Here is a 25323-nt window from a genome sequence, read left to right as displayed (position 1 = left end):
CGAGGGCCTCGGCCAGCGGTACGACCGCGACGGCCGGCGCGCCCGCGGGCGCGGCGGGCCCGGACGGCGACGCCGCCGCCTCGGTCGCGCCCGCCTCCGCGAACCTCCTCGCGAGCAGGTCGAGGGCGAGCTTCGCGGCGGCCTGCTCCGCGTCCTTCTTCGAGCGGCCGGCGCCCTTCCCGACGACCTCGCCGCGCAGGTCCGTCTCCACCTCGAAGGTCTTCGAGTGATCCGGGCCGTGCTCGCCCACGACGCGGTAGCGGGGGGTGGCGCGGAGCCTGCTCTGCGAGAGCTCCTGGAGCTGGGTCTTGAAGTCGCGGTCGAGCGTGCCGGCCGCGGCCCGCGCGAACGCCTCGCCCAGGAAGCGATCGATGAGCACGAGCACCGGCGCGAGCCCGTCGCCGAGGTAGAGCGCCGCCACCACGGCCTCCATGGCGTCGGCGAGGAGCGAGGACTTCCGGCGCCCGCCGGTCAGCTCCTCCCCGCGCCCGAGCCGCAGGAGCGAGCCCAGGTCGAGCGCGCGCGCCATCTCCGAGAGCCCCTGCTCGTCCACCACGGCGGCGCGCATCTTGGAGAGATCGCCCTCGCGCGCCCCCGGGAAGCGGTCCATGAGCCGGTGCGACACCGCGAGGTCGATCACCGCGTCGCCCAGGAACTCGAGCCGCTCGTTGTCGGTGAGGCCCGCCTCGTCCCGGTGCTCGTTCACGTAGGACTTGTGCGTGAGCGCCGCGAGCGCGATGGCGCGGTCCCCCACGGCGAGCCCGAGCCGCGCCTCCAGCGCCGCGACCGGATCGGCGGGTCTCTCCTCGCCCGGGGAGGTCGCGCTCCGGCCCGGGTCGTTCGCGTCGTTCATGCCGGTCCTCATGTGCGCAGGCGGGCGGCGAGCTCGTCGGCGAGCGCGTAGGGATCCGCCTCGCGCGCGGCGATGCGCGCCGCCACCGCGTCGAGCTCGCCCATCTCGGCCTCGAGCCGCTCGAGCGCGCCCTGCACGAGGCGCTCTCGCAGCACCGCGACGAACGCGGCCCTCGCGCGCGCCGCGTCGCGGATCCGGCGGCCGCCGGACGTCTCGAGGTGGGCCTGGTGCGCGTCCACGGCCGCGGCCAGCTCCGCGATGCCCTCGTCGCGCAGCGCCACGGTCCGCACGATGGGAGGCTCCCAGGAGCCGTCCGGCGCCGCGAGGCCCAACGCTCCCCCGAAGCGATGCGCGGCGTCGTGGTCTCCCGGCCGCGCCGCCACCATGCGGCGCAGCTCGAGCATCCCCTGCAGGTCGCGCACGGTGCGATCCGCGCCCTCCCGGTCGGCCTTGTTCACCGCGAACACGTCGGCGATCTCGAGGACGCCGGCCTTGATGGCCTGGACGTCGTCACCGAGCCCGGGCACCGCGACCACCACCACCGTGTGCGCGAGGTTCGCCACCTCGATCTCGTCCTGCCCCACGCCGACCGTCTCGACGATCACGACGTCCTTCCCCATGGCGTCGAGCACCTGCACGACGTCCGACGTCGAGCGAGAGAGGCCGCCGAGGTGGCCGCGCGTGCCGAGCGAGCGGATGAAGACGCCGGGGTCGAGCGCGTGGTCCTGCATCCGGATCCGGTCGCCCAGGATGGCGCCGCCGGTGAACGGGCTCGTGGGGTCCACCGCCACGACGCCCACGGTCCGGCCGTGGGCGCGGTGGTGCGCGATGAGCCGATCGGTGAGGGACGACTTCCCCGCGCCCGGCGCGCCGGTGAGGCCGACCACGTAGGCGCGCCCCGTGCGCGGGAACAGCGCCCGGAGCGCCGCCTCCGCGCCGGGCTGGCGGTCGTCGAGATCGCGCATGAGCCTCGCCGCGGCGCGGACGTTACCCGCGAGCACGCGGTCGGCGATGGGGTTCCCGGTCGTCATCAGTAGGCCGCCGCCTCCGGCACGAAGTTCGCGACGAGGATGGCCGCCGCCATCTTGCGGGGGGCGCCGATGGGCTGCCGGCTCGCGTCGAGCTGACGATAGATCACGCTGCCGTCCTGCACCTGGTCCACGAGGACGAGGAGGCGCCAGCCGCCCCGCTCCTGCGAGAACACCGCCTCGAAGTCGGCGCGGGGGAGGACGCGCGCCGCGCCGTAGGGGCGGCCGTCGATGTCCGTGCCGACGTACCGCACGTCGCCGTCGCGTGCGTCCTCGACGACCACGTTCATGACCCACACCTCGCCCGGGCTCGGCTGCAGGTGCCCGGGGAGACCGGCCGCGCCGGCGGAGGCGACGGCGGCGCCGCCCGGCTCGGGCGCGGAGGGTTGCCCCGGGGCGAGGCCGAGCGCGAGCGCGACGAGCGCGCGCGTGCCCGGGAACGCGCCGAGCTCGAAGCGGTCCGACCAGACGTCGCCGCTCGGGCCGATGAGGCGCCCCTTGAAGCGCGTCCCCATCTCGCGGCTCGCGACGAAGCGGTAGCGCGTCCCGCCGTGCTCGAACTCCTGCACGAGCTCCACCATCGCGTTCGGCGCGAGCATGGCGTCCTCCCCGAAGACGGCAGCGAGGGTGGCGAGCGTGAGCGCGTTCCGCGGCGGCGGGGTGACCTCGAGCCGCGAGGCGACGGGCGCGGGGGTCCGGGCGTCGCGCGCGTGGACCGGGGTCATCCGCGAGAGCGCGCCGACGAGGTGCTGCTCGAGCTCCGCGGGCGTGCGCAGCCCGGAGAGCTCGAGCGGCGGGAACTCCGGGGAGACCTCGAACGGCGCCCCGCCGACCGGCGCGACCCGCGAGACGCGGATGCCCTCGGGCCCGCCGAGGAGCTCGAACGCGTGCCGCGGCGTCTTCACGATCGCCCGCACCGCGAGCCGGTCGGCCTCGAGCCCGGCCTCGAGGCGGAGCGCGCGGAGCCTCGCGGCGACGTCCGAGAGGGCCGCGGCGCGCTCCTGGAGCAGCGCGGCGACGGCCTGATCGAGCTGCGCGGCGCGCTCGTGAGCCTGGAACGGCACGGGGCCGAGCGCGGCGAGGGGCGCGTCCACGAAGCGGAGGTGGTCGTGGCCGGCGACCACGAAGCGGGCGCGCGGGATCGGCTGGCCGGTCGCGGGGTGGACGGCGCGAGAGAGCGCGAGCTCACCCTCGAGCGTCTCGCGGTCGGAGCCGAGCCGCACCGGGATGCCGAGGGCGGAGAGCTTGCGGGAGGCGATCTGGTTCAGGCGCTCCCGCGGGATCTTCCCGATGATGGTGTGCTCGCCCTCGCCCATTCGGTGCCGCGGACCCTTTCGGCGACGGAGGTTACCTCAGAATCGCCGTCGCGGGAGCGCCGGGGAGTCCCGAGTCCGGGGGACGGTCACTCGCCCGTGAAGACGGGCGGCCGCTTCTCCGCGAACGCGCGGAGCGCCTCCACCCGGTCCTTCGTGCCGAGGCAGTCCTGGTAAAGCCGGTTCTCGAGCTCCAGCGCCTCCTCGAGCGGCAGGTGAAAGCCGCCGTCGATCGCCCGCTTCGCCTGCCGCAGCGAGACCGGCGCGTTCCGCGCGATGCGCGCGGCGAGCGCCACCGCGTCCTCCAGGAGACGGTGGCCCGGGGCGACGCCCGTCACGAGCCCCATCGCGAGCGCCTCGGCGGCGGAGACGCGGCGCGCGGTGAGGACGAGATCTTTCGCGCGGGCCACGCCCACGAGCCGGGCGAGGCGCTGCGTCCCTCCGCCGCCGGGGATGATCCCGAGCGCCACCTCCGGCAGGCCCAGCTCCGCCCCCTCCGCCGCGAGGCGCAGATCGCAGGCGAGCGCGAGCTCGAGGCCGCCGCCCAGCGCCGCGCCGTTCAGGGCCGCGACGAACGGCTGGGGCGCCTCCTCGATGCCGCGGAGCGCCCGTCGCAGCCCGTGGTGGAAGGCGTGGACGTCCTCCGCGGACATCGCGGCGCGCTCCTTGAGGTCCGCCCCGGCGCAGAACGCCTTGTCCCCCGCGCCGGTCACGACCACGCAGCGGAGCGCGCGATCCGCGGCCGCGCGGGCGAGGTGCTCCTCGAGATCGCGCAGGAGCGCGCGCGAGATCGCGTTTCGCCGCGCCTCGCCGTCGATGGTCCACACCTCGATGCCGCCGTCGCGACGATCGATCCGGAGCTGCCTCACGTGCGCCTCCCGGGGTCCGTCCCTGCCTCGATCCAGCGCCCGCGTCACGCGCCCGCCCCGGCGCGCGCGAGCTCCGCCTGGAGCGCCTTGCCCGGCAGCCGGCGGCCGACGAGCCGCTGCGCCAGGGCGCCCGCCGCGACGAGCCGCTCCCAGTCGACGCCCGTCTCCATCCCCATCCCGTGCAGCATGTAGACGAGATCCTCGGTCGCGAGGTTGCCCGACGCGCCCGGCGCGTAGGGGCAGCCGCCGAGCCCGCCGATCGAGGAATCGAAGGTGGTGAGCCCCTCCTCGAGCCCGACGAGCACGTTCGCGAGGGCCGTCCCGCGCGTGTCGTGCATGTGGAGCGCGAGCGCCTCGGGCGGCGCGCCCGCGAGCGCCCGCCGGACGATGTCGCGCGTCTGGTTGGGCGTCCCGACGCCGATGGTGTCGCCGAGCGAGACCTGGTGGCAGCCGAGGGCGAGGAGCCGGTGCGCGATCTCCACCGCGCGCGCCGGATCCACCCTCCCCTCGTACGGACAGCCCCACACCGTCGACACGTAGCCCCGCACCCGGAGCCCGCGCGCGAGCGCCGCGGGCACGAGCGTCGCGAGCTCCTCGAGCGCCTCGGCGACCCCCTTGTTGATGTTCCGGCGGGAGTGGCTCTCGGACGCCGAGAGGAACACCGCGGCGTCGACCGGAGCGTGCCCGGGGCCCCCGCCGCCGAGCGCCTCGACGAGTCGCTCGAGCCCCTTCGCGTTGGGGACGAGGACCACGTAGGACACGCCCTCGGCGCGCGGCAGCGCCGCGGTGACCTCGGCGGCGTCCGCGAGCTGCGGGATCCAGCGCGGCGAGACGAAGCTCGTCGCCTCGATGCGGCGCAGCCCGGCCTCGGCGAGCGCGCGGACGAGCGCGAGCTTGTCGCCGGGGGGGACGGTGCGCGCCTCGTTCTGGAGCCCGTCCCGGGGGCCGACCTCGTACACCGTGACCGGGGGTGCCATCGCGCGGATCCTAACCCGGCGCGGGCTCGGCGACACTTCGCGTCCCACGTCCCCGAGGGGCGGGTCCGGGCTGGGCGGCCGCTCGCGACGCGCGACCGCAGCGGGCCACGCCGCGATCGCGGAGGGGCCCCGGCGGGCTCGCGGCCGTTTACGGCCTATCTCGCGATGGGCAGCGCGCCGGCGCGCGCGGTGGGCTCGGGCGCGGGCTCGGCCCCGCAGGGCGGCGCGGCGCCCGGGGCGTCCGCGTCGCCGAGGTGCGAGTGGATCCGCATCGAGCAGAACTTGGGCCCGCACATCGAGCAGAACTCCGCGGACTTGAACGTGTCGTGCGGCAGGGTCGCGTCGTGCTTCGTGCGCGCGGCGTCGGGATCGAGCGACAGCTCGAACTGGCGCTTCCAGTCGAAGGCGTAGCGCGCCCGCGAGAGCGCGTCGTCGCGATCGCGCGCGCCCGGCCGGTGGCGGGCGACGTCGGCGGCGTGGGCGGCGATCTTGTACGCGATGATCCCCTGCCGGACGTCCTCCTGGTCGGGCAGGCCGAGGTGCTCGGCCGGCGTGACGTAGCAGAGCATGGAGGCGCCGTGCTGCGCGGCGACCGTCGCGCCGATGGCGCTCGTGATGTGGTCGTAGCCGGGGGCGATGTCCGTGACGATGGGCCCGAGCACGTAGAACGGGGCGTCGTCGCAGAGCTCCCGCTCCTTCTGCATGTTCATCGGGATCTGGTCGAGCGGGACGTGTCCCGGCCCCTCGACCATCACCTGGACGTCGTGCTGCCACGCCTTGCGCGTGAGCTCGCCGAGGACCTTCAGCTCCGCGAACTGGGCCGCATCGGAGGCGTCCGCGAGGCAGCCCGGCCGGAGCCCGTCGCCGAGCGAGAACGTGACGTCGTAGCGCTTGAAGATCTCGCAGATGGCGTCGAAGTGCGTGTAGAGCGGGTTCTCCTCGCCGTGCGCGGCCATCCAGCGCGCGATGAGCGCGCCGCCGCGGGAGACGATGCCGGTGATGCGCCCGGCCGCCATGGGGACGATGTCGCGCAGGACGCCCGCGTGGATCGTCATGTAGTCGACGCCCTGCGCGGCCTGCGCCTCGATGATGTCGAGGAGCATGCGCGGGGTGAGGTCGACGACGTCCTTCACGTGGGCGAGGCACTCGTAGATGGGCACGGTGCCGACCGGGATCGGGCTGTGCCGGAGGATGTTCTCCCGGATGAGCGGGATGTCCCCGCCGGTCGAGAGATCCATGACCGTGTCCGCGCCGTGGCGCAGGCACACGCCGAGCTTGCGCAGCTCCTCGTCCACGTCGGAGGTGACGGCGCTGTTCCCGATGTTCGCGTTGATCTTGCAGGTCGCGGCGACGCCGATCCCGATGGGCTCGAGCTCGGGGTGGTTCACGTTCGCCGGGATCACCAGCCGCCCGCGGGCGACCTCCTCGCGCACGGCCTCCGGCGCGAGCCGCTCCCGCTCGGCGACGTACGCCATCTCCTCGGTCACGATCCCGCGCCGCGCATGATGCATCTGCGTCAGGTTCGGCTGGCCGTGACGCTTCGCGATCCACTGGGCCCGCATGCATTCTCCTCGCGCCGTCGGTGTGGCGCGCGAACCTAGCGAAACGCACGGGTTGCGGTCAAACGGAACCCCCGTCAACGTCCACTTTTCCGCGAAAAGCCCGATCGCTCGACTCGCCGCTCGCAGTGCGCACGGGCGCGGCGGCGCGGAGCGTGGAGCGGGGTGGTCGAGATCCCTGCTCGTCCCGAAGAAGAAGACGCGCCGAGGGATCGATCCCGCGGCGCGTCGAACGTCCAGCCCGCCTCGGCGGTCAGCGCAGCGCCTTGAACGCGTCGCGCCCCGCGTAGCGGGCGGCCTTGCCGAGCTGCTCCTCGATGCGGAGGAGCTGGTTGTACTTGGCGACCCGGTCGGTGCGCGACGCCGAGCCGGTCTTGATCTGCCCGCAGTCGCACGCCACCGAGAGGTCCGCGATCGTGGTGTCCTCGGTTTCGCCGGAGCGGTGGCTCATCACGCTCGTGTAGCCCGCGCGGTGGGCCATGCGGACGGCCTCGAGCGTCTCGGTGAGCGAGCCGATCTGGTTCACCTTCACGAGGATCGAGTTCGCGACGCCGTCCTGGATGCCGCGCGAGAGGCGGGTCACGTTCGTCACGAAGAGATCGTCGCCGACGAGCTGGAGCTTCGACCCGAGCCGCTCGGTGAGCAGCTTCCAGGTGGCCCAGTCGTCCTCCGCGCAGCCGTCCTCGATCGAGACGATCGGGTACTTCGCGGCGAGCCCGGCGTAGAAGTCGACGAGCCCCTTGCCGTCGAAGGCCTTCCCCTCGCCCTCGAGCTCATACTTGCCGGAGCTCTTCTCGAAGAACTCGCTCGCCGCGCAGTCGAGCGCGAGCGCGACGTCGTCCCCCGGCTTCAGGCCCGCCTGCTCGATCGCCTGCATGATGAGCGCGAGGGCCTCCTCGTTCGAGGCGAGGCTCGGGGCGTAGCCGCCCTCGTCGCCGACGCCGGTCCCGGCCCCCTTCTTCTTCAGCACGCTCTTCAGCGCGTGGAAGATCTCGGCGCCGTAGCGCAGCGCCTCGGCGAAGGTCGGGGCGCCGAGCGGGACCACCATGAACTCCTGGATGTCCACGTTCGAGTCGGCGTGCGCGCCGCCGTTCAGGATGTTCATGAGCGGCACGGGGAGCGTGCGCGCCCCGACGCCGCCGACGTAGCGGTAGAGCGGCAGCCCGTGCGCCTGCGCGGCCGCCTTGGCCGCGGCGAGCGAGACGCCGAGGACGGCGTTCGCGCCGAGCTTCGACTTGGTGGCGGTGCCGTCGAGCTCGATCATGCGCTGGTCGAGCACCGCCTGGTCCGCGGCGTCGAGCCCGACCACCGCCGGGGCGAGCTCGTCGAGCACGTTCGCGATCGCCTTGCGGACCCCCTTGCCCAGGTAGCGGCGCTTGTCGCCGTCCCTGAGCTCGAGCGCCTCGTGCTCGCCCGTCGAGGCGCCCGACGGTACGGCCGCGCGGCCGACGTCGCCCGTCCCGACCGCGACCTCGACCTCGATCGTGGGGTTGCCGCGCGAGTCGAGGATCTCGCGCGCGGTCACGTTGATGATCTCGGTCATCGGAGGTCCCTCCCTCGCGGCGCGGAGCGCCAGCTGGCCGCGGCGGGCGAAGCGCACCGCCGTTCGGGTGCCGGAATGTGCCCGCCGCATCCGCGACGGTCAATCGGTATTCCGAGACCCGGCCCGAAGGACGCAGAGAAGAAATCGGGCGCGAGACCTCGCGGTCCGCGCCCTCTCGTCGGCGTTCGCCTCTGGCGAGCGCCTCCTACGAATCTGGTCAGCCGAGGTCGATGATCACGACGCCGCGATCCTTCCGGCCGTCGTCGCGGTCGGCAGGCTCCTCGCCGCCCGGCCGGTGCGCAGGCTGGGGGATGGGCAGCTCGATGACCGGACGATCGTCACGGCGCTGCTCTCGCTCGCGCCGCTTGATCTCCTCGATGACGTAGGCGTCCAGCATGTCTCGTCCCCTCGGCCTCGTCCTCGTCTCCGGTCCCTGGATGTGCAAGCTGCGTTCCCTCTGGGACGGCTCTCCGTTCGCGCTCTCCTGTCTTAACGATGCGCCTCGGCGGCGCATTCAGATGTCCCGACCAGGGCCAAGAATCATCGTAAACCCCGCCGAGATGGGGGGTCAAGGATGCGCGCCCGCGCTCTCTTCGGAGCTAGCCGGAGACGATCGGCATGCGGGCCGGCAGGCGTCGGCGAGCCACACGGGGCTGTGCCAGCTGCGCACGCTTCGAGCGACTTGCTAGAGCTCCGCGCGGCGCTTGAACGCCTCGAGCGTCCGCGGCAGCTGCACGCGGGTGAGCTCGTCGGCCACGCGGTCGACGATGACCTGCGGCACGAGCGGCGGCTTCGCGATCTGGATGTCCACCGTGTACCGGGCGCGCGTCTTCCCGCCCGCGTCCTCGAGCTCCCAGGAGCCGCTCGAGACCTTCATCATGTCTCCCGAGACGAGCGACCAGGCGACGCGCCGCGGTCGCTCCTCCACGTGACGGAGGACGTACCGGATCTTCTTAACGCCGACGTCGAGCTCGTACTCGACCTCGCGGCTCGCCGGGCCGCCGCCCTTCACCCGGCAGGCATGGATTCCGGGCACGAACTCCGGGTAGCGCCCGTAGTCCACGACCAGATCGAAGAAGCGCTCCACGGGCGCGTCGATGACGACCTCACGCGAGATGGCGGCCATTCGTCTCCTCCAGGGGCGTCGCGCCCCGCGGCGGCTCTCCCGCCTGCCGCGCGGCGCGACGGCGGGGCGGCGCCCTAGTGCCCGTAGTCCGGGGCGCGGGCGAACCTGTGGATGGTCTCGATGTAACGGATCGTCCCGCTCTTCGACCGCATCACGACGGAGTGCGTGCGGGCGCCGTCCCCCGTGAAGTGCACCCCTCGGAGGAAGTCGCCGTTCGTGACGCCCGTCGCGGCGAACATCACGTTCCCGCCGGCGAGCTCCTCGAGCGAGAGCACCTTGTCCGGGTCGGAGCGGCCCATCCGCGTCGCGCGGGCGCGCTCCTCCTCGCTGGCGAAGCGGAGCCGGCCCTGCATGTCGCCGCCCACGCAGCGGAGGGCCGCGGCGGCGATCACGCCCTCGGGCGCGCCGCCGGTGCCCATGAGCACGTCCACGCCGGACTCGGGGAAGCAGGTGTTGAGCGCGCCCGACACGTCGCCATCGCCGATGAGCTTGATCCGCGCCCCGGCCGCGCGCACCTCGGCGACGAGGCGCTCGTGGCGAGGACGATCGAGGATCACCACGGTGAGATCCTCGAGGTACTTCCCGAGCGCGTCGGCGACGCGCCGCAGGTTCTCGGTCGGCGAGAGGCGGAGGTCGATGGCGCCCCGGGCCCCCGGGCCGACCGCGATCTTCTCCATGTACGCGTCGGGCGCGCGCAGGAGCTTACCCTTCTCGCCGATCGCGATGACGCTGACCGCGTTGGGCGCGCCGGTCGCGCAGAGGTTCGTCCCCTCGAGCGGGTCGACGGCGATCTCCACCTCGACGTCCCCCTCCCCCTGGCGGCCCACCTTCTCGCCGATGAAGAGCATGGGCGCCTCGTCGCGCTCGCCCTCCCCGATGACGACCTCGCCGCGGACGCTCACGTGGTCGAAGACGCGGCGCATCGCGTCCACGGCGGCCCGATCGGCGCCGTTCCGGTCGCCGCGGCCCATGAGCCGGGCGGACGCGAGCGCGGCCGCCTCCGTGACGCGCACCACCTCGAGCGCGAGGTTTCGATCCATGCCTTCCTGCTCCTTCAAGTCGGGTCCGCGAGCCCCTCGCCCGCCGACAGGCGCTCGAGCAGCTCGCGGGGCATGCGCTGGACCTTGCCCTCCCGGTCCACGCACGCGTGCACGGTGTACCCGGTGACGACGACGTCGCCGTCCCGGACGATGCGGTATCCGAACCTCGCCGAGGCGCGGCGCGCCTCCACGAGGGCCGTCTCCACGGTGAGGAGATCGTCGTAGCGCGCCGGGGTGCGGTAGCTCACCTGCGCCTCGACGACCGGCAGCAGGAGCTGGTGCCGTTCCTCGAAGTCCCGGTAGCGGAGCCCCTTCGCGCGGATGAACTCGTTCCGCCCCGCCTCGAAGTAGCGCAGGTAGTTCGCGTAGTAGACGACGCCCATCTGATCCGTGTCGCCGTAGATGACGCGGAGCTCGGTGCTCACCATGATCGACGCCTCGCCGAAGCCCCGAGCGCGGGGGCGCCGGGTTTAGCAGGAGGCGCGCGCACCAGGCAAGGCCGGGCGCGCGCGCCCGCCGGTCAGACGGTCTCGATACGGATGAGCCGCGTGGGCGCGAGCGTCGTCGAGTAGCGATCGATCTCGCCGATCGCGCCGCGCAGGTCCGCCTCGCGCGCGAGGTGGGTCACGATGACGAGCGGCACGGGCTGCCCCTGGTCGTTCTGCTCGCGCTGCTGCACCGCCGCGATGGAGATGCGGTGCTCGGCCAGCTTGGAGGCGGTGCGAGCGAGCACGCCCGGCGCGTCCTTCACCGAGAAGCGCAGGTAGTACGCGCAGCGGACCTCGTCGTGCGGGCGCAGCTCGACGAGCGGCCGGTCCGGCGGGAGCGGGACGCGCCCGGGGCTGCCGGCGAGGATGTTGCGGGTGAGGTCGATGATGTCCGACACCACCGCGCTGCCGGTGGGCATCGCGCCGGCCCCCTGCCCGTAGAGCATGGAGGGCCCGAGCGCCTCGGAGCGGAGCACGACCGCGTTCATGGCGCCGCGGACGCCGGCGAGGAGCGAGCCCGCCGGGATGAACGCAGGGTGCACGCGCGCCTCGATCTGGTCGGGCGCGCCCGCGCCCGCCCCCTCCGCCGGCCCGGTGCGCCGGGCGATGGCGAGCAGCTTGAGCGCGTAGCCGAACTGGCGCCCCCAGCGGAAGTCCTCGGGGCTGAGCGCGGTGATCCCCTCCGTCAGGACGTCCTCGGGCTTGAGCCGCGCCCCGAACGCGAGCTGCGCGAGCACGCAGAGCTTCTGCGCCGCGTCGCCGCCCGACACGTCGAGGGTGGGATCCGCCTCGGCGTAGCCGAGCCGCTGCGCCTCGCGGAGCGCGTCCTCGAAGCGCGCGCCCTGCTCGTCCATCGCGGTGAGGATGAAGTTCGTCGTCCCGTTGACGATGCCGTGGAGGGAGTTGATCCGGTCGGAGGCGAGGGCCTCGCGGAGCGTGCGGATGATCGGCACGCCGCCGCAGACCGCCGCCTCGTAGTAGACGTCCACGCCCTGCCGGCGGGCGAGCCGGAAGATCTCCTCGCCGCGCGCGGCGAGGAGCGCCTTGTTCGCGGTGACGACGTGCTTGCCGCGCTCGAGCGCGCCGCGGACGAGGTCGAACGCGCTGTCGACGCCGCCCATGAGCTCGACCACGACCGCGATCTCCGGATCCTCCAGCAGGTCCTCCGGGCGCGTGGTGAGGAGCGCGGGATCGAGCCCGACGGCGCGCTCCTTGGTCGCGTCGCGCACCGCCACGCGGCGCACGGCGATGCGCGCGCCGAGCCGCGCCTCGATGTCGTCCGCGTGGCTGCGGAGGATGGAGAGCACCCCGCCGCCGACGGTGCCGAACCCGGCGATCCCGATGCCGACCTCGCGCATCACTTGCCTCCGATCCGGTACGCGCGCAGCACCGCCCGCACCTGCGGCGTCACCGCCGAGCCCACGACCGAGAACGTCTCGAGCTTCACCGGCCCCACCCCGGGCGCGTAGGTGATCTCGAGCACGTGGTCCGCGTCCGGCCCCGCGCGGTTGTGCGCCCGCACGCGCACGCAGCCCTGGAACGCGCCTGCCGGGGTGGTCACCGCCTCGCCCACCCCCGCGATCTCGTACCGCTCCGTCGAGCTCGCCGAGACGATGGAGGTCCAGCGCGTGCCCGCCGCGATGGGGCCGCACAGCAGGCGGCGCGTCCGATCGTGCAGGCAGCCGGCGTCGGCGCGCAGCTCTCCGCGCTCCGTGTCCTTGAAGTAGCCGTCCGCCGTGCGCTCGACGATCCGGACCGTGCGCTCGTTCCCGCGCTGAGCGGGCGGCAGGACGGGCGACTCGTCGCGGTAGATCCATTCGTTCCCGACGGCGAGCGGGAAGTAGTCGGCGGGCCCGGCGCCGGGGGCGGCGGCCGCGGCCCGTGGGGTGGGCGCGCGGGCGCAGGCGAGAGCGATCAGGGAGACGGCGGCGAGGGAGCGGAGCCTCATGGGGCCCGCATCTTAGCGGAAACCGCCGAGCCCGAGGCCTCCGCGCGCGCGGAGAGCTCCGCGAGCGCCTCTCGCGCGGCGCGGCGGACGGCGGGATCGGGGTGACCGGCCTCGAGCGTGAGCAGGTACCCCTCCGCCTCGGAGCCGCCGAGCTCGCCCACGATCCGGGCGACGCGCGCGGTCAGCGCGGGGTCACCGCCCTGCGCCACCTCGATGAGCGGGGCCACCGCGCGGCGGTCGCCGATCTGCGCGAGCGCGCCCACCGCGCGCTGGACGATCTCGGGATCGGCGTCCCGCAGCCGCTCGAGCAGCGCGGGGACCGCCTCCGGGCTGCGCCGGTCGGCCAGCACGCGGATGGCGTGATCGCGAACCCGGGCATCACGCGAGCCGAGATCGGCGAGGAGCGCGTCGAGGGGCTTCGCCTCGGCGGCGAACCCGAGCGCGAGCCCCTTGGCCGCGTCCGCCGCCGCGGCGCCGAACGCGGTGCGCCAGGCGTCCCGGGGCGTCCGGCCGGCGAGCGTCGCGGTGGCGGTGCTCGTCTCGCGCACGATCTCGCCCGCCTCCGGGTTCACCGGGGCGAGCTGGAGCTCGATCGCGATCTCCACCCGCGGCGCGCTCCCCGCGAAGCCGTCGGGCGCGAGCCGCACCCCGAGCACGTCGATGCGCGCGCGGTAGGAGCGCTCGCCGTCGGCGAGCCGGAAGCCCGCCTCCCCCAGCGCTGCGCGCGCGGCGCTCTCCAGGCTGGGGACGTCGAGGCCCGCCTCCCGCAGCGGCTCCGCCAGCGCACCGTCGGCGATGCGAACGCTCGCGATCGACGCCGGCTGGGCACCGCGGCGGCAGGCCGGCACCGCGGCGATCAGGGCCGCGACGGCCACGATCACCCCGGTGACGCCTCGGCGCGCGCTCCGCATCGTTACCCGCCGGTGTCCCCGTCGTCCTGCCGCGCAGCCGGGGGAGGTGGCGCGGACTGCGGAGCGGCGACAGGCGCCTCGGGAGCGGCGACGCCCTCGCGAGCGCCCTGCGCCGGTGCCTCGCCCGCAGCGCCCTCCGCGCCGGCCGCGGCCTGCCCCTGGGGAGCGCCCTCTCGCGAGCGACCCCGACCGCCACGCCGGCGCCTGCGCCGGCGGCGACGGCGACGGTCTGCGCCGGCTCCGGCCTCGCCGGCGCTCGCCTCGGACGCGGTGGCGGGCTCACCCTCGGCCGAGGCCTCGGACTCGTCCTCGTCCTCCTCGCCCTCCGGCCCCTCGTCGTCCAGCTCTGCGGGCACCTCGATGGACGTCTCGCCCCGCGGCGCGACGGGCTGCGGCGGACGCGACGGCGCGACCGCCTCGGCAGCCGCCGCCGCGCTCGCGATGACCTCGCCCGCAGCCGGCTCCGCGATCGGTGCGCCGCTCGGCTCCTCCGACGCCGCCTGAACCGCCTCGACGGACACGGTCCGCTCCTCGCGGCGGGCCCCGCGCGGCTCCCGGTCCCGGTCCCGGTCCCGGTCCCGCTCCCGGTCGCGCTCGCGAGGCTCCCTGCCCTCGCGGCGATCGCGCTCCTCGCGCCGGGCACGCCGGGCCGCCTCCTCCTTCTCGGCCTCCTCGGCCGCGGCGCGGAAGAAGCCGTCGTCGACCTCCGGGATCACCACCGGGACGGTGCCGAGCCCCGCGTCCGCGAACGCCTCGGCGAGCGCCTCGCCGCAGAGGAGCACGATGGGCAGCTGCCCCGCCGCCGTCGCCTCGGCGCGCGCCTCGCGCGCCACCTCTCCGGCGCTGACCACGATGCCGATCTGGGCGCCGTAGTGGGCGAGGTCGCGGCGGAGCTCGGTCACGTCGCGCCGCGACGCGTCCGCGCCGTTGCGCACGATCCGGATCCCGTGGCGCAGGTCGCCGAGCCCCATCTTGAGCCGCGCCGTGTAGATCACGTGCTCGCGGCTGCGCTTCGCGACCTTGAGCTCGCGGAACCCCATCTTGTCGAGCAGCCGGGACGCGACGTGCTCGATCGTGGCGGCGTCGCACTCGCGCAGGCGGCGGCGCAGCCCGGCGAGGGCCGCCCGGCGCAGCTCGGTCGCGGTCTGGACCGGCGCGGCACGCGCGGCAGCCGGAGCGGCGACACGCTCGCCCGGCTCGGGCTGCGCGACGAGCGTCACGGAGTCCCCGTCGACGAGGAACAGCGCCTTGCGCCCGGCCGACTCGCGCCGGCGGTTGTCCTCGACGAGCGCGGCCCGCAGCGAGCCGCCGTCGCGGACGAACGCGTCCGGCATGAGCAGCCGCTCCGCGCCCTGCGCGGCGATGTCGGCGAGCGAGAGCGCGCGGCCGGCGCCGGCCAGGATCTCGTAGGCGACCTCCGCGGGCGGCGGGAAGCGGCGCCCGCGCCGCTCCTCCTCCTCCCTGCGACGCGGCTTGCCCGCCTCGCCACGCCCGGTGCTGCGGGCGAGCTCGCGGGAGGGGATCGGGTGGCGCTCGCGCCCCCGATAAGCGGGCTCCCCGTCGGGAGGCGGCTCGACGAGCGCCTCCAGCCCAGCGGGGTCCTCGTCGAGTCCCCATTCGGTCAGCGCGAAGGTGCCCTGCTGCACCGGGATCACCCGCCGGTCCTCGTGCGGAAGGCGGCAGTGCGCGGCGAGCTGATCGGCCATCGTCTCCTCGGGAATCTTCCCGACGTGGTCGAGCAGGCTCTCGCGGATGGCGATCTCCGTGAGCTTCCTGAAGTGGAGGGGCTTTCCTTCGCGCCGCAGCACCTCGATCGCTGCTTCCGTGAAGGTCATGTACGTCCTTGGTAGAGGGAAAGAAGGAGGGGCGGCCCACGCGTCGGGGGCCCGCACCGGAGTGGACATCTTCGTGCGGGGCCCCTGCCCTGTCAACGTTGAAAGTACCTGATTCCGCGGTGATTCTTGGGATCCCATGATCCGGATCCGAACGGGCGCAAGCTGGAAGCACGACCCCGGGCTCACCGCCTCTCTGAGCCGCGCGGAGGGGCCGGCGCGGGTCGCCGCGGCGCGCGCCGTCGTGGACGCGCTCGCCATCGAGGTCGACGGGATCGACATCACCTCCGGGCGGGCGGAGGGGGCGCTCCTTCCTTCGCTCGAGGCGCTCCTGCGGGCCATCTCCCGCGTGGTCAGCGGGGAGGCCCACGCCACCGTCCCGTTCCGCGACGGCGAGCTCGAGCTCGTCATCCGCAGGCGCGGCCCGAGCGCGCTGCTGACCGTGGTGACGCTCGCCCGCCCGTCGCGGGTCCTCGCCCGGGACGTCGAGGTGGAGGTGGAGGCGCTCGCCGCCGCCGCGCTGGACGCCGCCGCGGCCTTCTGCCGCGAGCTCGGCGAGATCCTGCCGGAGGAGGCCGCACGCGAGGGCCGGCGGCTTCGCGCCGCGGCGCGGGCGATCCGGCGCGCCGAGGCGCCCGCGCCCCGCCCCCGCGGCGGTGGCCGGGCGCGCGCGTCCCGCTCCGCCGCGCCCGGCGGGAGGGTCACCTGCGAGCTCGAGCTCTCCGACGAGGAGGGACACCTCCTCGCCTACGAGGGGGGGCGGCCGGATCTGGGATCGCTGCTCGTCCCGGGCCGCCTCACGCTGCGCGGCGCCGACGGGACGCCGCTCGCCCTCGTCCCCGGGATCCCGTTCCTCGCGCTGCGCGACCTCGGGGCGGGCGTGGATCGCCTCCTCGCCGCGTTCCGCCGCGGCGAGCCCCGGTGCGAGATCGCCCTCGCGCGGCCGGGCCGCGGCGGCGTGACGACGCTCGTGCTGGATCTCCGGGAGGGCCAGCTCCTGCGCCCGGAGGGTCCCGCACCTTGCCCGCCGCTCGAGCTCGCCCGGGCGCTCGCCGAGGCCGCCGTGGAGCTCGGGCACCTCGCGCGCGCCCGAAACCCGCGGCAGGCGGAGAACGCGCACCTCGCGGATCTGGAGAGCGCAGCCGCGGAGCGGCTCGCTCACATCGAGGAGCTGGTCGAGGGCGATCGCCCGGCCGAGGCGAGCCCCGGCGCGGACCGGGTCCGCGCGCCGAGCGCGCGCGCGACGTCGCAGCGGCCGCTCGGGCCGGGCCAGCTGCGCCGCCTCGCGTTCCGGCGCGTCTTCCAGCTCGACGCCGGCGCCCCCGCCGGCCCCGGCCTGTACGTGCGCGGTGGCGTGGCGATCGCGGCGGGCGCGGCGGCGGTCGCCGCGGTCGAGCGGAGCACCGGCCGCGTCCTCTGGCGCGCCCCGGGCGCCGCCCACGCCGCGGCGCTGCCCGGGACGCTGCTCGTCTCGCGCGGCGGCGCGCTCGAGGCGCTCGCGCTCCGCACCGGCCGCCCGCTCTGGACGGAGCCCCTGCCCGGTCCCTCCGCGTTCACCGCGCTCTCCTTCGCGCACGGGCCGTTCCTCGTGGTCGGAGGTGGAGCGCTCACCGCGCTCGACCCCGCCACCGGACGGATCCTGTGGCGGCTCCTGCCGCCGGGCGCCGGACGGCTCTTCGCGGCGGCGTTCGGCGGCATCGTCGCGGTGGGAGCGGACACCGGGTTCGTCTACGGCGTGGACGGGACCGGACGCGTCGTGTGGCGCGTGCGGGGCCCCGGCCCGGTGGTGCGGCCCCCCGCGGCGCTCGCGGGGCTCGCGCTCGTCCTGTGCGCCGCCGACTCGGGCGTCGGCGCCGTCGCCCTCGCGCTCGATCCCGCGGGAGGCGCCCGACGCTGGGAGGCGCGCCTCGAGCTCGTCCCCTCCGGCCCGCCCATCGCGTGGGGGCGACGGCTCGCGATCGCGGGCGCGCTCGCGGGCGATCCCATCGTCGCGACGCTGGACGAGGGCGGGGCCCCGGCCTGGACGGTGGTGGCGCCGCTCGCCGGCCCTCCCACCATCGCGGCCGCGGGCGCGCTCCTCGTCGCGCGCGATCCCGCGGGAGGGGTCGTCGCCCTCGGGCGCGAAGGCACCGTGCGCTGGAGCCGTCCCCCGCCGGCCGGGGCGCCGGCGCCCTCGGGCGCCGTGCCGCCCGCGATCGCCCGGGGCACCGTCCTCGTCGCGGCGGACGGCGTCACCGCGCTCGACGCGCGCACGGGCGAGATCGTCGGCGCCATCCCGGGCGTCGCGCCCGCGCGCCTGGCGGTGGACGCCACGCTCGGGCTCGCGCTGATGGACGCGGACGGCCTCGCGACCGGCTACCGCGTCGCGACGCATCTCAGCCTGGTGGCGTGACGCTGCGGCGGGGCCGCTGGCCCGGGGCGGGGGCGCAGCCCCCCGCTACACACCGATGAACAGCCGCTTGCCGAAGTTGAGCGCGAGATCGGCGTCGAAGATCTTCTGGGCCGCCGACTCGACGTCGTACGGGACGCGGTGGAACTCGACCACCCGCTCGTCCGAGTCGTACAGCACGAACGACGCGCGGTTGTCGCAGTCGCGCGGCTGCCCGACCGAGCCGACGCTGATCACGTACTTGTAGCCGCGGCGGAGCCCGAAGCGCGGCGCCACGACCTCGGTCACGTCGCCCGCCGCGTTGAGCGCGAACGCCTTGCAGAGGTGCGAGTGCCCGAGGAAGTTCACGTCCGCCAGCGCGTCGAGGTGAGGCAAGAGCTCCCGCGCCTGCTCGATCGCGAAGACGTACTCGTACGCCTCGGGATCCACCGGGCTCGCGTGCGTGAACTGGGCGCTCTCGATCCGATGCGCGTACGGCAGGCCGCGCAGCCACTCGAGGTGATCGGGGTCGATCCGCGACGCGGTCCAGTCGAGCGCGTGTCGCGCCGCGTCGTAGTAGAAGCTGTAGTCCATCCGTCCGGCGACCGCGGCGTCGTGGTTGCCGAGCAGGGTCACCGCCGCGCGCTTCCGGACGAGCGCGCAGCACTCGTTGACGCTCGCCCCGTAGCCGACGACGTCCCCGAGGCAGATGATCGTGTCCGGCCGGAGCCTCTCGAGTGCCCCGAGCGTCTCGGTGAGCGCCTCGAGGTTCGAGTGGATGTCGGACAGGATGCCGATGCGCATGCGCGGGCGCGCCCCCCCGGACGCGTCGGGATGGTAGCCGCCGCGGCGAAGCGGCGTCAACCCAGGGACGCGCCGCCGAACAGGTCCAGCTCGAGGTCGTCGAAGTGAGCGAGGCGGCGCGCCTCCGCGTAGCGGGACAGGATCTCCGCCGGCTCGAGGGAGCGCAGCCGGTCGAGCGAGAACCGCTCGACCGTGAAGCTCGCGAGCACGCTCCCGAGCACGATCGCCCGCCGCATCGCGGCGTGATCCAGGCCGCCGTTCCGGGCGAGGTAGCCCATGAACCCGCCCGCGAAGCTGTCGCCCGCGCCGGTCGGATCGAACACGGAGGCGAGCGGGACCGCGCAGGCCGCGAAGACCTCCTCGCCCGAGAAGAAGAGCGCCCCGTACTCGCCGCGCTTCACGACGACGGCCTTCGGCCCGAACGAGAGGATCCGCCGCGCCGCCTTCACGACGTTGTGCTCCTCGGCGAGCTGGCGCGCCTCCGCGTCGTTCACGAACAGCAGGTCGACCCGGCGGAGCGTCTCGAGCAGGCTCTGGCGCTTCGAGGAGATCCAGAAGTTCATCGTGTCGCACGCCACGAACCGCGGGCCCCGGACCTGGTCGAGGACCGCGCGCTGCAGATCGGGGTCGATGTTCCCGAGGAACACGAACTCCGAGTCGCGGTAGTGCTCCGGCAGCTCGGGCCGGAACTCGGCGAACACGTTCAGCTGGGTGTCGAGCGTGTGCGCCGTGTTGAGGTCGAACTCGTACCGTCCCTTCCAGCGGAAGGTCCGCCCCGGCCGGCGCACGAGCCCGCCGAGGTCGATCCCGCGGGAGGCGAGGAACCGGACGTGCTCGTCCGGGAAGTCCTCCCCGACGACCGCGACCACCCGCGTCGGGCCGAAGAAGCTCGCGCACGTCGCGAAGTACGAGGCCGAGCCTCCGAGCACCTCCTCGCGGGCGCCGAACGGCGTCTCCAGGGAGTCGAGGGCGACCGAGCCGACGGCGAGCAGCGCCATGTCCACGCGACCTTTCCGCCGGCTGAGCCGGCCGGCCGCCTGATTAGCCCGCCACGGGCAGGCGGGTCAACGCCTGCGCGCGGCGCGGATCGCCGGGCCCGCCCTCCGCGGCGAGCTGTCCGCAGGCGGCGGAGATGTCGCGGCCGCGGTTCTTGCGCACGACGGCGGTCAGGTTCCGCGCGGCGAGCGCCTCCTGGAACGCGACGACGCGCTCGGGCGCGGGGGCGTGGAACGGCAGCCCGGGGTTCGCGTTGTAGGGGATGAGGTTCACCTTCGTCGGGATCCCGCGCACGAGGCCGACGAGCCGCGCCGCGTCCTCGAGCGAGTCGTTCACCCCGCCGAGGAGCACGTACTCGAACGTGATCCGGCGCCCGTTCCGGACCGGGAAGCTGCGGCACGCGTCGAGCAGCTGGGCGAGCGGGTAGCGCCGGTTGATCGGCATGATCGCGTCGCGCTGCGCGTCGGTCGTCGCGTTGAGGGAGACGGCGAGCTTCACCGGCGTCTCCTCGCCGAGCCTCCGCATCACCGGCACGAGGCCGCTCGTCGAGACCGTCACGTGGCGGTGCGAGAAGTTCGGGCCGTCCTCGGCGAGGAGGAGGTCGAGGGCGATCTTGAGGCTGCGGTAGTTCGCGAGCGGCTCGCCCATCCCCATGAACACGAGGTTCGTGAGGGGCCGCGGGCCCTCCCCCTCCCCGAGCTCGACGATGCGCCGGTTCGCCCGATGGACCTGGTCCACGATCTCGCCGGGCGTGAGGTTCCGCGCGAGGCCCATCGTGCCGGTGAGGCAGAAGGTGCAGCCGACCGCGCAGCCCGCCTGCGAGGAGACGCAGAGCGTCCGGCGATCCGGCTCCGGCAGGTACACGGACTCGATGAGCTTCCCGTCGTGGGTGCGCCAGGTCCACTTGATGGTCCCGTCGACCGAGCGCTGCTCGGTCGCCCGCTCGAGCGTCGTGAGCGTCGTGCGCTCGGAGAGCGCCGCGCGGAGCGCGCGCGGCACGTCCGAGAGCTCGTCGAGCGAGGCCGCGCCCTTCTGCTGCAGCCAGCGGAAGAGCTGGCGCGCCCGGAACGGACGCTCCCCGAGCGACGCCACGAGGGCGGTCAGGTGGTCGAGGGGCAACGATCGGAGGTCGGGCCGGGCCTCCGGCCGTTCGGGGTCGAGCAACGCGGTCATCGGGCCTCTCTTCTAAGCGCCGCTGGCCGCGTGCGCCGCGGGCTCCGTCGGCGCCTCGGGAGCCGCCGCGCGCCGGGCGATCTCGACGCGCGTCACGCGCCGCTCGTCGCCCGCCCGGACCGTGAAGGTGAGCCCGTCCCAGGCGACGATCGCGCCCACCGCGGGGACGCGCCCGGCCGTGGCGGTCACGAACCCGCCCAGCGTCTCGTAGTCCCCCTCCTCCGGGAAGCGCACCTCCGGCGGGCGCTCCTCCCCCGCGGCGGTGGCGGCCTCCTCGAGCCGCTCGTTCAGGTAGGCCTCGAGATCGTGCAGCGGGATCCCCGCCTCGGCGAGCCAGACGCCGGGCGCGATCGCCTTCACCGGCGCGGCCTCCACGTCGCCCTCGTCCTGGATCTCCCCCACGATCTCCTCGATGACGTCCTCGAGGGTGACGAGGCCGCTCGTCCCGCCGAACTCGTCCACCACGATCGCGAGGTGCGTGCGCCGGCGCTGCATCTCCTTGAGGAGCCGCGAGATCTTCATGCCCTCCGGCACGAAGAAGGCCGGCTTCACGCACCGCTCGAGCGAGATGGCGCGCGCCTGGCGGAGGTCCTGGATGATCTCGCGGACGAGGAGCACGCCGACGACGTTGTCGATCGAGCCCTCGTAGACGGGCATGCGGCTGTACGGGTTCTCGGTGACGATCCGGAAGAGCTCGTCCTGGGGCGCGTCCCGGTCGACCGCCACCATCCGGGTGCGCGGCACCATGATCTCCCGGGCGACGCGGTCGGCGAACTCGAGCACGCTGTTGAGGAGCTCCTCCTTCACCTCGTCGAGGACGCCCTCCCGCGTGCCCATTTCGATGAGGTACTCGATCTCCTCGCTCGTGACGCCCGGGCCGGTGGCTCCCTGCGCTCCGCCGAACAGGCGGAACAGCCCGCTCGTCGCCCGCGTGACGGCCGACGAGAGGGGCCACATGAGCCACGCGAGCGCCTTCACGAACGGGATGAGGGCGAGCGACACCTTGATCGGGTGCCGCTTCGCGAGGGTCTTCGGGATGATCTCGCCGAAGAACAGGATGACGATCGTGGCCACGGCCGTCGCCCCGGTGACGCCCGTGGCGTCGTTCCAGCCGGCGCGCGCGGCGAGCGTCGCGCCGATGGCGGCGGCGAGCGCGCCCGCGCCGATGTTCACGAGGGTGTTGCCGATGAGGAGCGTCGAGAGGATGCGCTCGGGGTGCGCGATCCAGACGCCGAGCATCCGGGCGCGCCGACCACCCGCGTCGCGGAGCTGCCGCGCGCGCGCGTCACCGAGCGCCGTCAGCGCCGTCTCGGTGCCGGAGCAGAACGCGGACGCGACGAGGAAGAAGATCCCGAGCAGCCACTTCCATGTCGGCACCGCATCCAAGCCCGCGTGCTCCTTTTGCCCTGAGAGACAGAGACGAGACCCGTCCGGGGGGGACGGGTTGAACTGATTGTAACCGGAAACGGCAATCGGGCCGGCACCCGATCGGGTACCGGCCCGACTAAACCTAACAACATCCGAACGTTAGACCTTCTTCCACGCGTACGAATGGATCGCGATCTCGGGGAAGAAGTAGCTCACCTCGACCTTCGCGTTCTCCGGGCTGTCCGACCCGTGGACGGTGTTCTTCTCGATGTCCGTGGCGAAGTCCTTGCGGATCGTGCCCGCCGCCGCCTTCGCCGGATCCGTCGCGCCCATGATCTCGCGGTTCTTCGCGACCGCGCCCTCGCCCTCGAGGACCATGAGGACGACGGGGCCGCTCGTCATGAACTTCACGAGATCGTTGAAGAAGGGACGCGCCTTGTGGACCGCGTAGAACCCCTCCGCCTCGCTGCGGGAGAGGTGCGCCAGCTTCATCGCCACGGGCTTCAGGCCGGACTTCTCGAACCGGGCGATGACCTGGCCGATGACGCCCTTCTCGACGCCGTCGGGCTTGATGATGGAGAGGGTGCGCTCGATCGCCATGTTGCGTTGCTCCTCGTGCTTCGATGGGTGATCGCGGGCGCGCCCTAGTCGCGCACCCGCTTCGCCGCCTTCCGGGCGGACTTGCCGCCGCGCTGGGAGGGGGCCGCGTTGCGGGACGCCGCCCCCTTGCGCGCCGGCGCCTGGGAGGACGCGCGCTTGCCCGCGGCGGCGGGCCGGTGCCGGCTCCGACGCTCGAGGGCCTCCTTCATCGCGCGGCCGAGCAGGTGCGGTCCTTCTACCACGTTGATCCCCGCCTCGCGCATCGCCGCGATCTTCGCCTCGGCGGTGCCGCTCCCGCCGGAGACGACGGCGCCGGCGTGGCCCATGCGCTTGCCGGGGGGGGCGGTGCGGCCGGCGATGAAGCCGACGACTGGCTTGGTCATGTGATCGCGCACGAACGCGGCCCCGCGCTCCTCCTCCGTGCCGCCGATCTCGCCGATCATGATCACCGCCTCGGTCTCCCCGTCCGCCTCGAACTCGCGCAGCACGTCGACGAAGTCGGTGCCGTGCACCGGGTCGCCGCCGATGCCGACCGCCGAGGACTGGCCGAGACCGAGGTCGGTGAGCTGCTTCACCGCCTCGTAGGTGAGCGTGCCGGAGCGCGAGACCACCCCGATCCGCCCGGGCCGGTGGATGTGTCCGGGCATGATGCCGATCTTGCACTGGCCCGGCGTGATGAGGCCCGGGCAGTTCGGCCCGACGAGGCGCGTCTGCGGGCGATCCGCGAGGTACCGCCGCACCCGGATCATGTCCAGGACCGGGATGCCCTCGGTGATCGCGATGACGAGCGGGATGCCCGCCTCCGACGACTCGATGACCGCGTCGGCCGCGAACGGCGGCGGCACGAAGATGACCGCCGCGTTGGCGCCGGTCTCCTGCACGGCCTCGTCGACGGTGTGGAAGATGGGGACCGTCCCCTGGAACTTGGTGCCGCCGCGGTTCGGCGTCACGCCGGCCACGACCCGCGTCCCGTAGTCGAGCATCTGCTCGGTGTGGAAGCTCCCGGCCGAGCCGGTGATGCCCTGCACCAGCACCCGGGTGTCTCGATCGACGTAGATGCTCACGCGCCCTCCGCGCCTTCGACCCGTATCGTTCGACTCGCCCCGCTACGCCGCCGCCGCCTGGACGACCTTGCGCGCGGCGTCGCCGAGATCGTCGGCGGGGATGATGTCGAGCTCGCTCTGGGCGAGGATCTCCTTGCCCAGCGCCACGTTCGTGCCCTCGAGCCGCACGACGAGCGGGATCGAGATGCCCACCTGCTTCGCCGCGGCCAGGATGCCGTTCGCGATGACGTCGCACTTCATGATGCCGCCGAAGATGTTGACGAGCACCGCCTTCACCTGCGGATCCGACAGGATGATCTTGAACGCGGCGGTGACCTTGTCCTCGTCGGCGCCGCCGCCGACGTCGAGGAAGTTCGCGGGCCGTCCGCCGGAGAGCTTGATGACGTCCATGGTGGCCATCGCGAGGCCGGCGCCGTTCACCATGCAGCCGATGTCGCCGTCGAGCGCGATGTACTGCAGGTCGTACTCCTTCGCCTGCGTCTCCTTGGGATCCTCCTCGTCGGGATCGCGCATCGCGGCGATGTCGGCGTGCCGGTAGAGCGCGTTGTCGTCGAAGTTCATCTTGGCGTCGAGCGCGAGCACCTCGCCCCCGACGGTGACGACGAGCGGGTTGATCTCGGCGAGCGACGCGTCCGTCGCGACGTAGGCGTTGTAGAGCCCCGTCGCGAAGCGCACGAACTGGCCGACCGAGTCGCCCGTCAGGCCGAGCCCGAAGGCGAGCCGGCGGGCCTGGAACGCCATGAGCCCGGTCAGCGGGTCCACCCACTCTCGGAGGATCTTCTCCGGGTGCTTCGCCGCCACCTCCTCGATGTCCACCCCGCCCTCGGTGGAGGCCATCACCGCGAGCCGGCCCACCTCGCGATCGAGGGTCATCCCGAGGTAGAGCTCCCGCGCGATCCGGCAGCCCTCCTCGATGTAGACCTTGCGGACCTCCTGCCCCTCCGGACCGGTCTGCGGGGTCTTCAGCATCATGCCGAGCATCGCCTCGGCGTGCTGCCGCGACTCCTCCGGAGAGCGCGCCAGGCGGACGCCGCCGCCCTTGCCCCGGCCTCCGGCGTGGATCTGCGCCTTCACGGCGCAGATGCCGCCGCCGAGCTGCCGTGCGGCGCCCTCGGCCTCGAGCGGCGTGACCGCGAGGTAGCCTCGGGGGACCGCGACCCCGAACTTCCTCAGGATGTCCTTCGCCTGGTATTCGTGGATCTTCACGGCGGGTTACTCCCTCGCCTCCGCGCGCGTCCGCCCTCGTTCGCCCGGCGTGCGCGCTCGGCACGTCCCGGCGCCGGAGGGCGTGAGCGGGATCGATTTGGGGCACTCCTCTACACAGATCCGGCGCTTCCCGCAGTGCTGGATTCCACCCCGGGCCCATCAGGGCCTGAGGACGCTCCCGCGCCTGCGGCGAGCCACCGCGCGGCGCGCGCTCGCCGGCGGCCACGGGTCGAGACCGCACCCGCGCGTGGCGCGCG

Annotated in this window: 23 protein-coding genes; 1 reads left to right on the top strand and 22 read right to left on the bottom strand. The window is 74.1% G+C overall.

From position 1 onward, the window contains the following. From rnc to MLV88_RS19435, 15 genes are all read right to left on the bottom strand, one after another. The coding region (rnc, locus tag MLV88_RS19505; protein WP_243338410.1) for a ribonuclease III at positions 1 to 853 on the bottom strand (853 nt) is incomplete at its 3' end. Positions 854 to 861: 8 nt separating this feature from the next. After that, on the bottom strand, positions 862 to 1884 hold the full coding sequence (gene meaB, locus MLV88_RS19500; protein ID WP_242340738.1) for a methylmalonyl Co-A mutase-associated GTPase MeaB: 1023 nt from the start codon (positions 1882 to 1884) through the stop codon (positions 862 to 864). Next, complete coding sequence (locus tag MLV88_RS19495; protein ID WP_242340739.1) at positions 1884 to 3197, bottom strand: hypothetical protein; 1314 nt, start codon at positions 3195 to 3197, stop codon at positions 1884 to 1886. Before MLV88_RS19495 ends, meaB begins: the two co-directional genes overlap by 1 nt. An 86-nt stretch (positions 3198 to 3283) precedes the next feature. Next, positions 3284 to 4063 (bottom strand): enoyl-CoA hydratase-related protein, encoded by a 780-nt coding sequence (locus MLV88_RS19490; protein WP_242340740.1) that lies wholly within the window; start codon positions 4061 to 4063, stop codon positions 3284 to 3286. Between the two features lie 44 nt (positions 4064 to 4107). Next, positions 4108 to 5040, bottom strand: a complete 933-nt coding sequence (locus MLV88_RS19485) for a hydroxymethylglutaryl-CoA lyase (RefSeq protein ID WP_242340741.1) — start codon at positions 5038 to 5040, stop codon at positions 4108 to 4110. Between the two features lie 155 nt (positions 5041 to 5195). After that, complete coding sequence (gene thiC, locus MLV88_RS19480; protein WP_242340742.1) at positions 5196 to 6602, bottom strand: phosphomethylpyrimidine synthase ThiC; 1407 nt, start codon at positions 6600 to 6602, stop codon at positions 5196 to 5198. 250 nt (positions 6603 to 6852) lie between these two features. Then, complete coding sequence (gene eno / locus MLV88_RS19475; RefSeq protein ID WP_242340743.1) at positions 6853 to 8142, bottom strand: phosphopyruvate hydratase; 1290 nt, start codon at positions 8140 to 8142, stop codon at positions 6853 to 6855. 217 nt (positions 8143 to 8359) lie between these two features. After that, positions 8360 to 8539 carry a hypothetical protein gene (locus tag MLV88_RS19470; protein ID WP_242340744.1) on the bottom strand — a complete coding sequence of 60 codons (180 nt, stop codon included), beginning with the start codon at positions 8537 to 8539 and terminating at the stop codon, positions 8360 to 8362. 288 nt (positions 8540 to 8827) lie between these two features. Then, a complete protein-coding gene (locus MLV88_RS19465; RefSeq protein ID WP_242340745.1) occupies positions 8828 to 9268 on the bottom strand; it encodes a type II toxin-antitoxin system RatA family toxin in 441 nt (146 codons plus the stop codon). Between the two features lie 74 nt (positions 9269 to 9342). Continuing rightward, positions 9343 to 10308 carry a class II fructose-bisphosphatase gene (glpX, locus tag MLV88_RS19460; protein ID WP_242340746.1) on the bottom strand — a complete coding sequence of 322 codons (966 nt, stop codon included), beginning with the start codon at positions 10306 to 10308 and terminating at the stop codon, positions 9343 to 9345. Between the two features lie 14 nt (positions 10309 to 10322). Beyond that, entirely contained in the window at positions 10323 to 10736 is a 414-nt protein-coding gene (locus MLV88_RS19455) for an acyl-CoA thioesterase (RefSeq protein WP_242340747.1), read from the bottom strand. Between the two features lie 92 nt (positions 10737 to 10828). Continuing rightward, entirely contained in the window at positions 10829 to 12154 is a 1326-nt protein-coding gene (locus MLV88_RS19450) for a homoserine dehydrogenase (RefSeq protein ID WP_242340748.1), read from the bottom strand. Beyond that, positions 12154 to 12744: a hypothetical protein gene (locus tag MLV88_RS19445; RefSeq protein ID WP_242340749.1), complete on the bottom strand. Its 591-nt coding sequence runs from the start codon at positions 12742 to 12744 to the stop codon at positions 12154 to 12156. Before MLV88_RS19445 ends, MLV88_RS19450 begins: the two co-directional genes overlap by 1 nt. Continuing rightward, complete coding sequence (locus MLV88_RS19440; protein ID WP_242340750.1) at positions 12741 to 13625, bottom strand: HEAT repeat domain-containing protein; 885 nt, start codon at positions 13623 to 13625, stop codon at positions 12741 to 12743. The genes MLV88_RS19445 and MLV88_RS19440 overlap by 4 nt, the downstream gene beginning before the upstream one ends. Before the next feature lie 32 nt (positions 13626 to 13657). Further along, complete coding sequence (locus tag MLV88_RS19435; protein ID WP_242340751.1) at positions 13658 to 15490, bottom strand: HTH domain-containing protein; 1833 nt, start codon at positions 15488 to 15490, stop codon at positions 13658 to 13660. A gap of 136 nt (positions 15491 to 15626) precedes the next feature. On the opposite strand from MLV88_RS19435, the gene MLV88_RS19430 reads away from it, so the two are divergent. Next, positions 15627 to 17879 carry an outer membrane protein assembly factor BamB family protein gene (locus MLV88_RS19430; protein WP_243338407.1) on the top strand — a complete coding sequence of 751 codons (2253 nt, stop codon included), beginning with the start codon at positions 15627 to 15629 and terminating at the stop codon, positions 17877 to 17879. 45 nt (positions 17880 to 17924) lie between these two features. On the opposite strand, the gene MLV88_RS19425 is transcribed toward MLV88_RS19430, so the two are convergent. The 7 genes from MLV88_RS19425 to sucC form a co-directional block, all read right to left on the bottom strand. Further along, positions 17925 to 18659, bottom strand: coding sequence for a metallophosphoesterase family protein (locus tag MLV88_RS19425; protein ID WP_242339039.1), 735 nt, complete (start codon positions 18657 to 18659; stop codon positions 17925 to 17927). Between the two features lie 56 nt (positions 18660 to 18715). Continuing rightward, the gene (locus MLV88_RS19420; RefSeq protein WP_242339041.1) at positions 18716 to 19657 is read right to left on the bottom strand and encodes a PfkB family carbohydrate kinase; all 942 of its coding nucleotides are present in this window, start codon (positions 19655 to 19657) and stop codon (positions 18716 to 18718) included. A gap of 43 nt (positions 19658 to 19700) precedes the next feature. Continuing rightward, positions 19701 to 20828 (bottom strand): 23S rRNA (adenine(2503)-C(2))-methyltransferase RlmN, encoded by a 1128-nt coding sequence (gene rlmN / locus MLV88_RS19415; RefSeq protein WP_242339042.1) that lies wholly within the window; start codon positions 20826 to 20828, stop codon positions 19701 to 19703. A gap of 12 nt (positions 20829 to 20840) precedes the next feature. Continuing rightward, on the bottom strand, positions 20841 to 22205 hold the full coding sequence (locus MLV88_RS19410) for a hemolysin family protein (protein ID WP_242339043.1): 1365 nt from the start codon (positions 22203 to 22205) through the stop codon (positions 20841 to 20843). Positions 22206 to 22355: 150 nt separating this feature from the next. Then, positions 22356 to 22796: a nucleoside-diphosphate kinase gene (ndk, locus tag MLV88_RS19405; protein ID WP_242339044.1), complete on the bottom strand. Its 441-nt coding sequence runs from the start codon at positions 22794 to 22796 to the stop codon at positions 22356 to 22358. A 44-nt stretch (positions 22797 to 22840) separates the two neighbouring features. After that, complete coding sequence (gene sucD / locus MLV88_RS19400; RefSeq protein ID WP_242339045.1) at positions 22841 to 23860, bottom strand: succinate--CoA ligase subunit alpha; 1020 nt, start codon at positions 23858 to 23860, stop codon at positions 22841 to 22843. 42 nt (positions 23861 to 23902) lie between these two features. After that, positions 23903 to 25066: an ADP-forming succinate--CoA ligase subunit beta gene (gene sucC, locus MLV88_RS19395; RefSeq protein WP_242339046.1), complete on the bottom strand. Its 1164-nt coding sequence runs from the start codon at positions 25064 to 25066 to the stop codon at positions 23903 to 23905. Positions 25067 to 25323: the final 257 nt, after the last annotated feature.

This window comes from Anaeromyxobacter soli (assembly GCF_022808855.1).
GTDB classification, from domain to species: Bacteria; Myxococcota; Myxococcia; order Myxococcales; family Anaeromyxobacteraceae; genus Anaeromyxobacter; species Anaeromyxobacter soli.
Note: the sequence above shows the minus strand (reverse complement) of the source record. Positions and strands in the feature narration are given on the sequence as shown.

What these genes read in the sequence shown, in the direction of transcription:
- MLV88_RS19430 (WP_243338407.1), top strand. Translation starts at nt 15,627, where the DNA reads ATGATCCGGATCCGAACGGGCGCAAGCTGGAAGCACGACCCCGGGCTC.
- ndk (WP_242339044.1), bottom strand. Translation starts at nt 22,796, where the DNA reads ATGGCGATCGAGCGCACCCTCTCCATCATCAAGCCCGACGGCGTCGAG.
- MLV88_RS19470 (WP_242340744.1), bottom strand. Translation starts at nt 8,539, where the DNA reads ATGCTGGACGCCTACGTCATCGAGGAGATCAAGCGGCGCGAGCGAGAG.
- MLV88_RS19420 (WP_242339041.1), bottom strand. Translation starts at nt 19,657, where the DNA reads ATGGCGCTGCTCGCCGTCGGCTCGGTCGCCCTCGACTCCCTGGAGACG.
- MLV88_RS19495 (WP_242340739.1), bottom strand. Translation starts at nt 3,197, where the DNA reads ATGGGCGAGGGCGAGCACACCATCATCGGGAAGATCCCGCGGGAGCGC.
- MLV88_RS19435 (WP_242340751.1), bottom strand. Translation starts at nt 15,490, where the DNA reads ATGACCTTCACGGAAGCAGCGATCGAGGTGCTGCGGCGCGAAGGAAAG.
- eno (WP_242340743.1), bottom strand. Translation starts at nt 8,142, where the DNA reads ATGACCGAGATCATCAACGTGACCGCGCGCGAGATCCTCGACTCGCGC.
- meaB (WP_242340738.1), bottom strand. Translation starts at nt 1,884, where the DNA reads ATGACGACCGGGAACCCCATCGCCGACCGCGTGCTCGCGGGTAACGTC.
- MLV88_RS19425 (WP_242339039.1), bottom strand. Translation starts at nt 18,659, where the DNA reads ATGCGCATCGGCATCCTGTCCGACATCCACTCGAACCTCGAGGCGCTC.
- rlmN (WP_242339042.1), bottom strand. Translation starts at nt 20,828, where the DNA reads ATGACCGCGTTGCTCGACCCCGAACGGCCGGAGGCCCGGCCCGACCTC.
- MLV88_RS19455 (WP_242340747.1), bottom strand. Translation starts at nt 10,736, where the DNA reads ATGGTGAGCACCGAGCTCCGCGTCATCTACGGCGACACGGATCAGATG.
- thiC (WP_242340742.1), bottom strand. Translation starts at nt 6,602, where the DNA reads ATGCGGGCCCAGTGGATCGCGAAGCGTCACGGCCAGCCGAACCTGACG.
- MLV88_RS19465 (WP_242340745.1), bottom strand. Translation starts at nt 9,268, where the DNA reads ATGGCCGCCATCTCGCGTGAGGTCGTCATCGACGCGCCCGTGGAGCGC.
- MLV88_RS19450 (WP_242340748.1), bottom strand. Translation starts at nt 12,154, where the DNA reads ATGCGCGAGGTCGGCATCGGGATCGCCGGGTTCGGCACCGTCGGCGGC.
- glpX (WP_242340746.1), bottom strand. Translation starts at nt 10,308, where the DNA reads ATGGATCGAAACCTCGCGCTCGAGGTGGTGCGCGTCACGGAGGCGGCC.
- MLV88_RS19445 (WP_242340749.1), bottom strand. Translation starts at nt 12,744, where the DNA reads ATGAGGCTCCGCTCCCTCGCCGCCGTCTCCCTGATCGCTCTCGCCTGC.
- MLV88_RS19485 (WP_242340741.1), bottom strand. Translation starts at nt 5,040, where the DNA reads ATGGCACCCCCGGTCACGGTGTACGAGGTCGGCCCCCGGGACGGGCTC.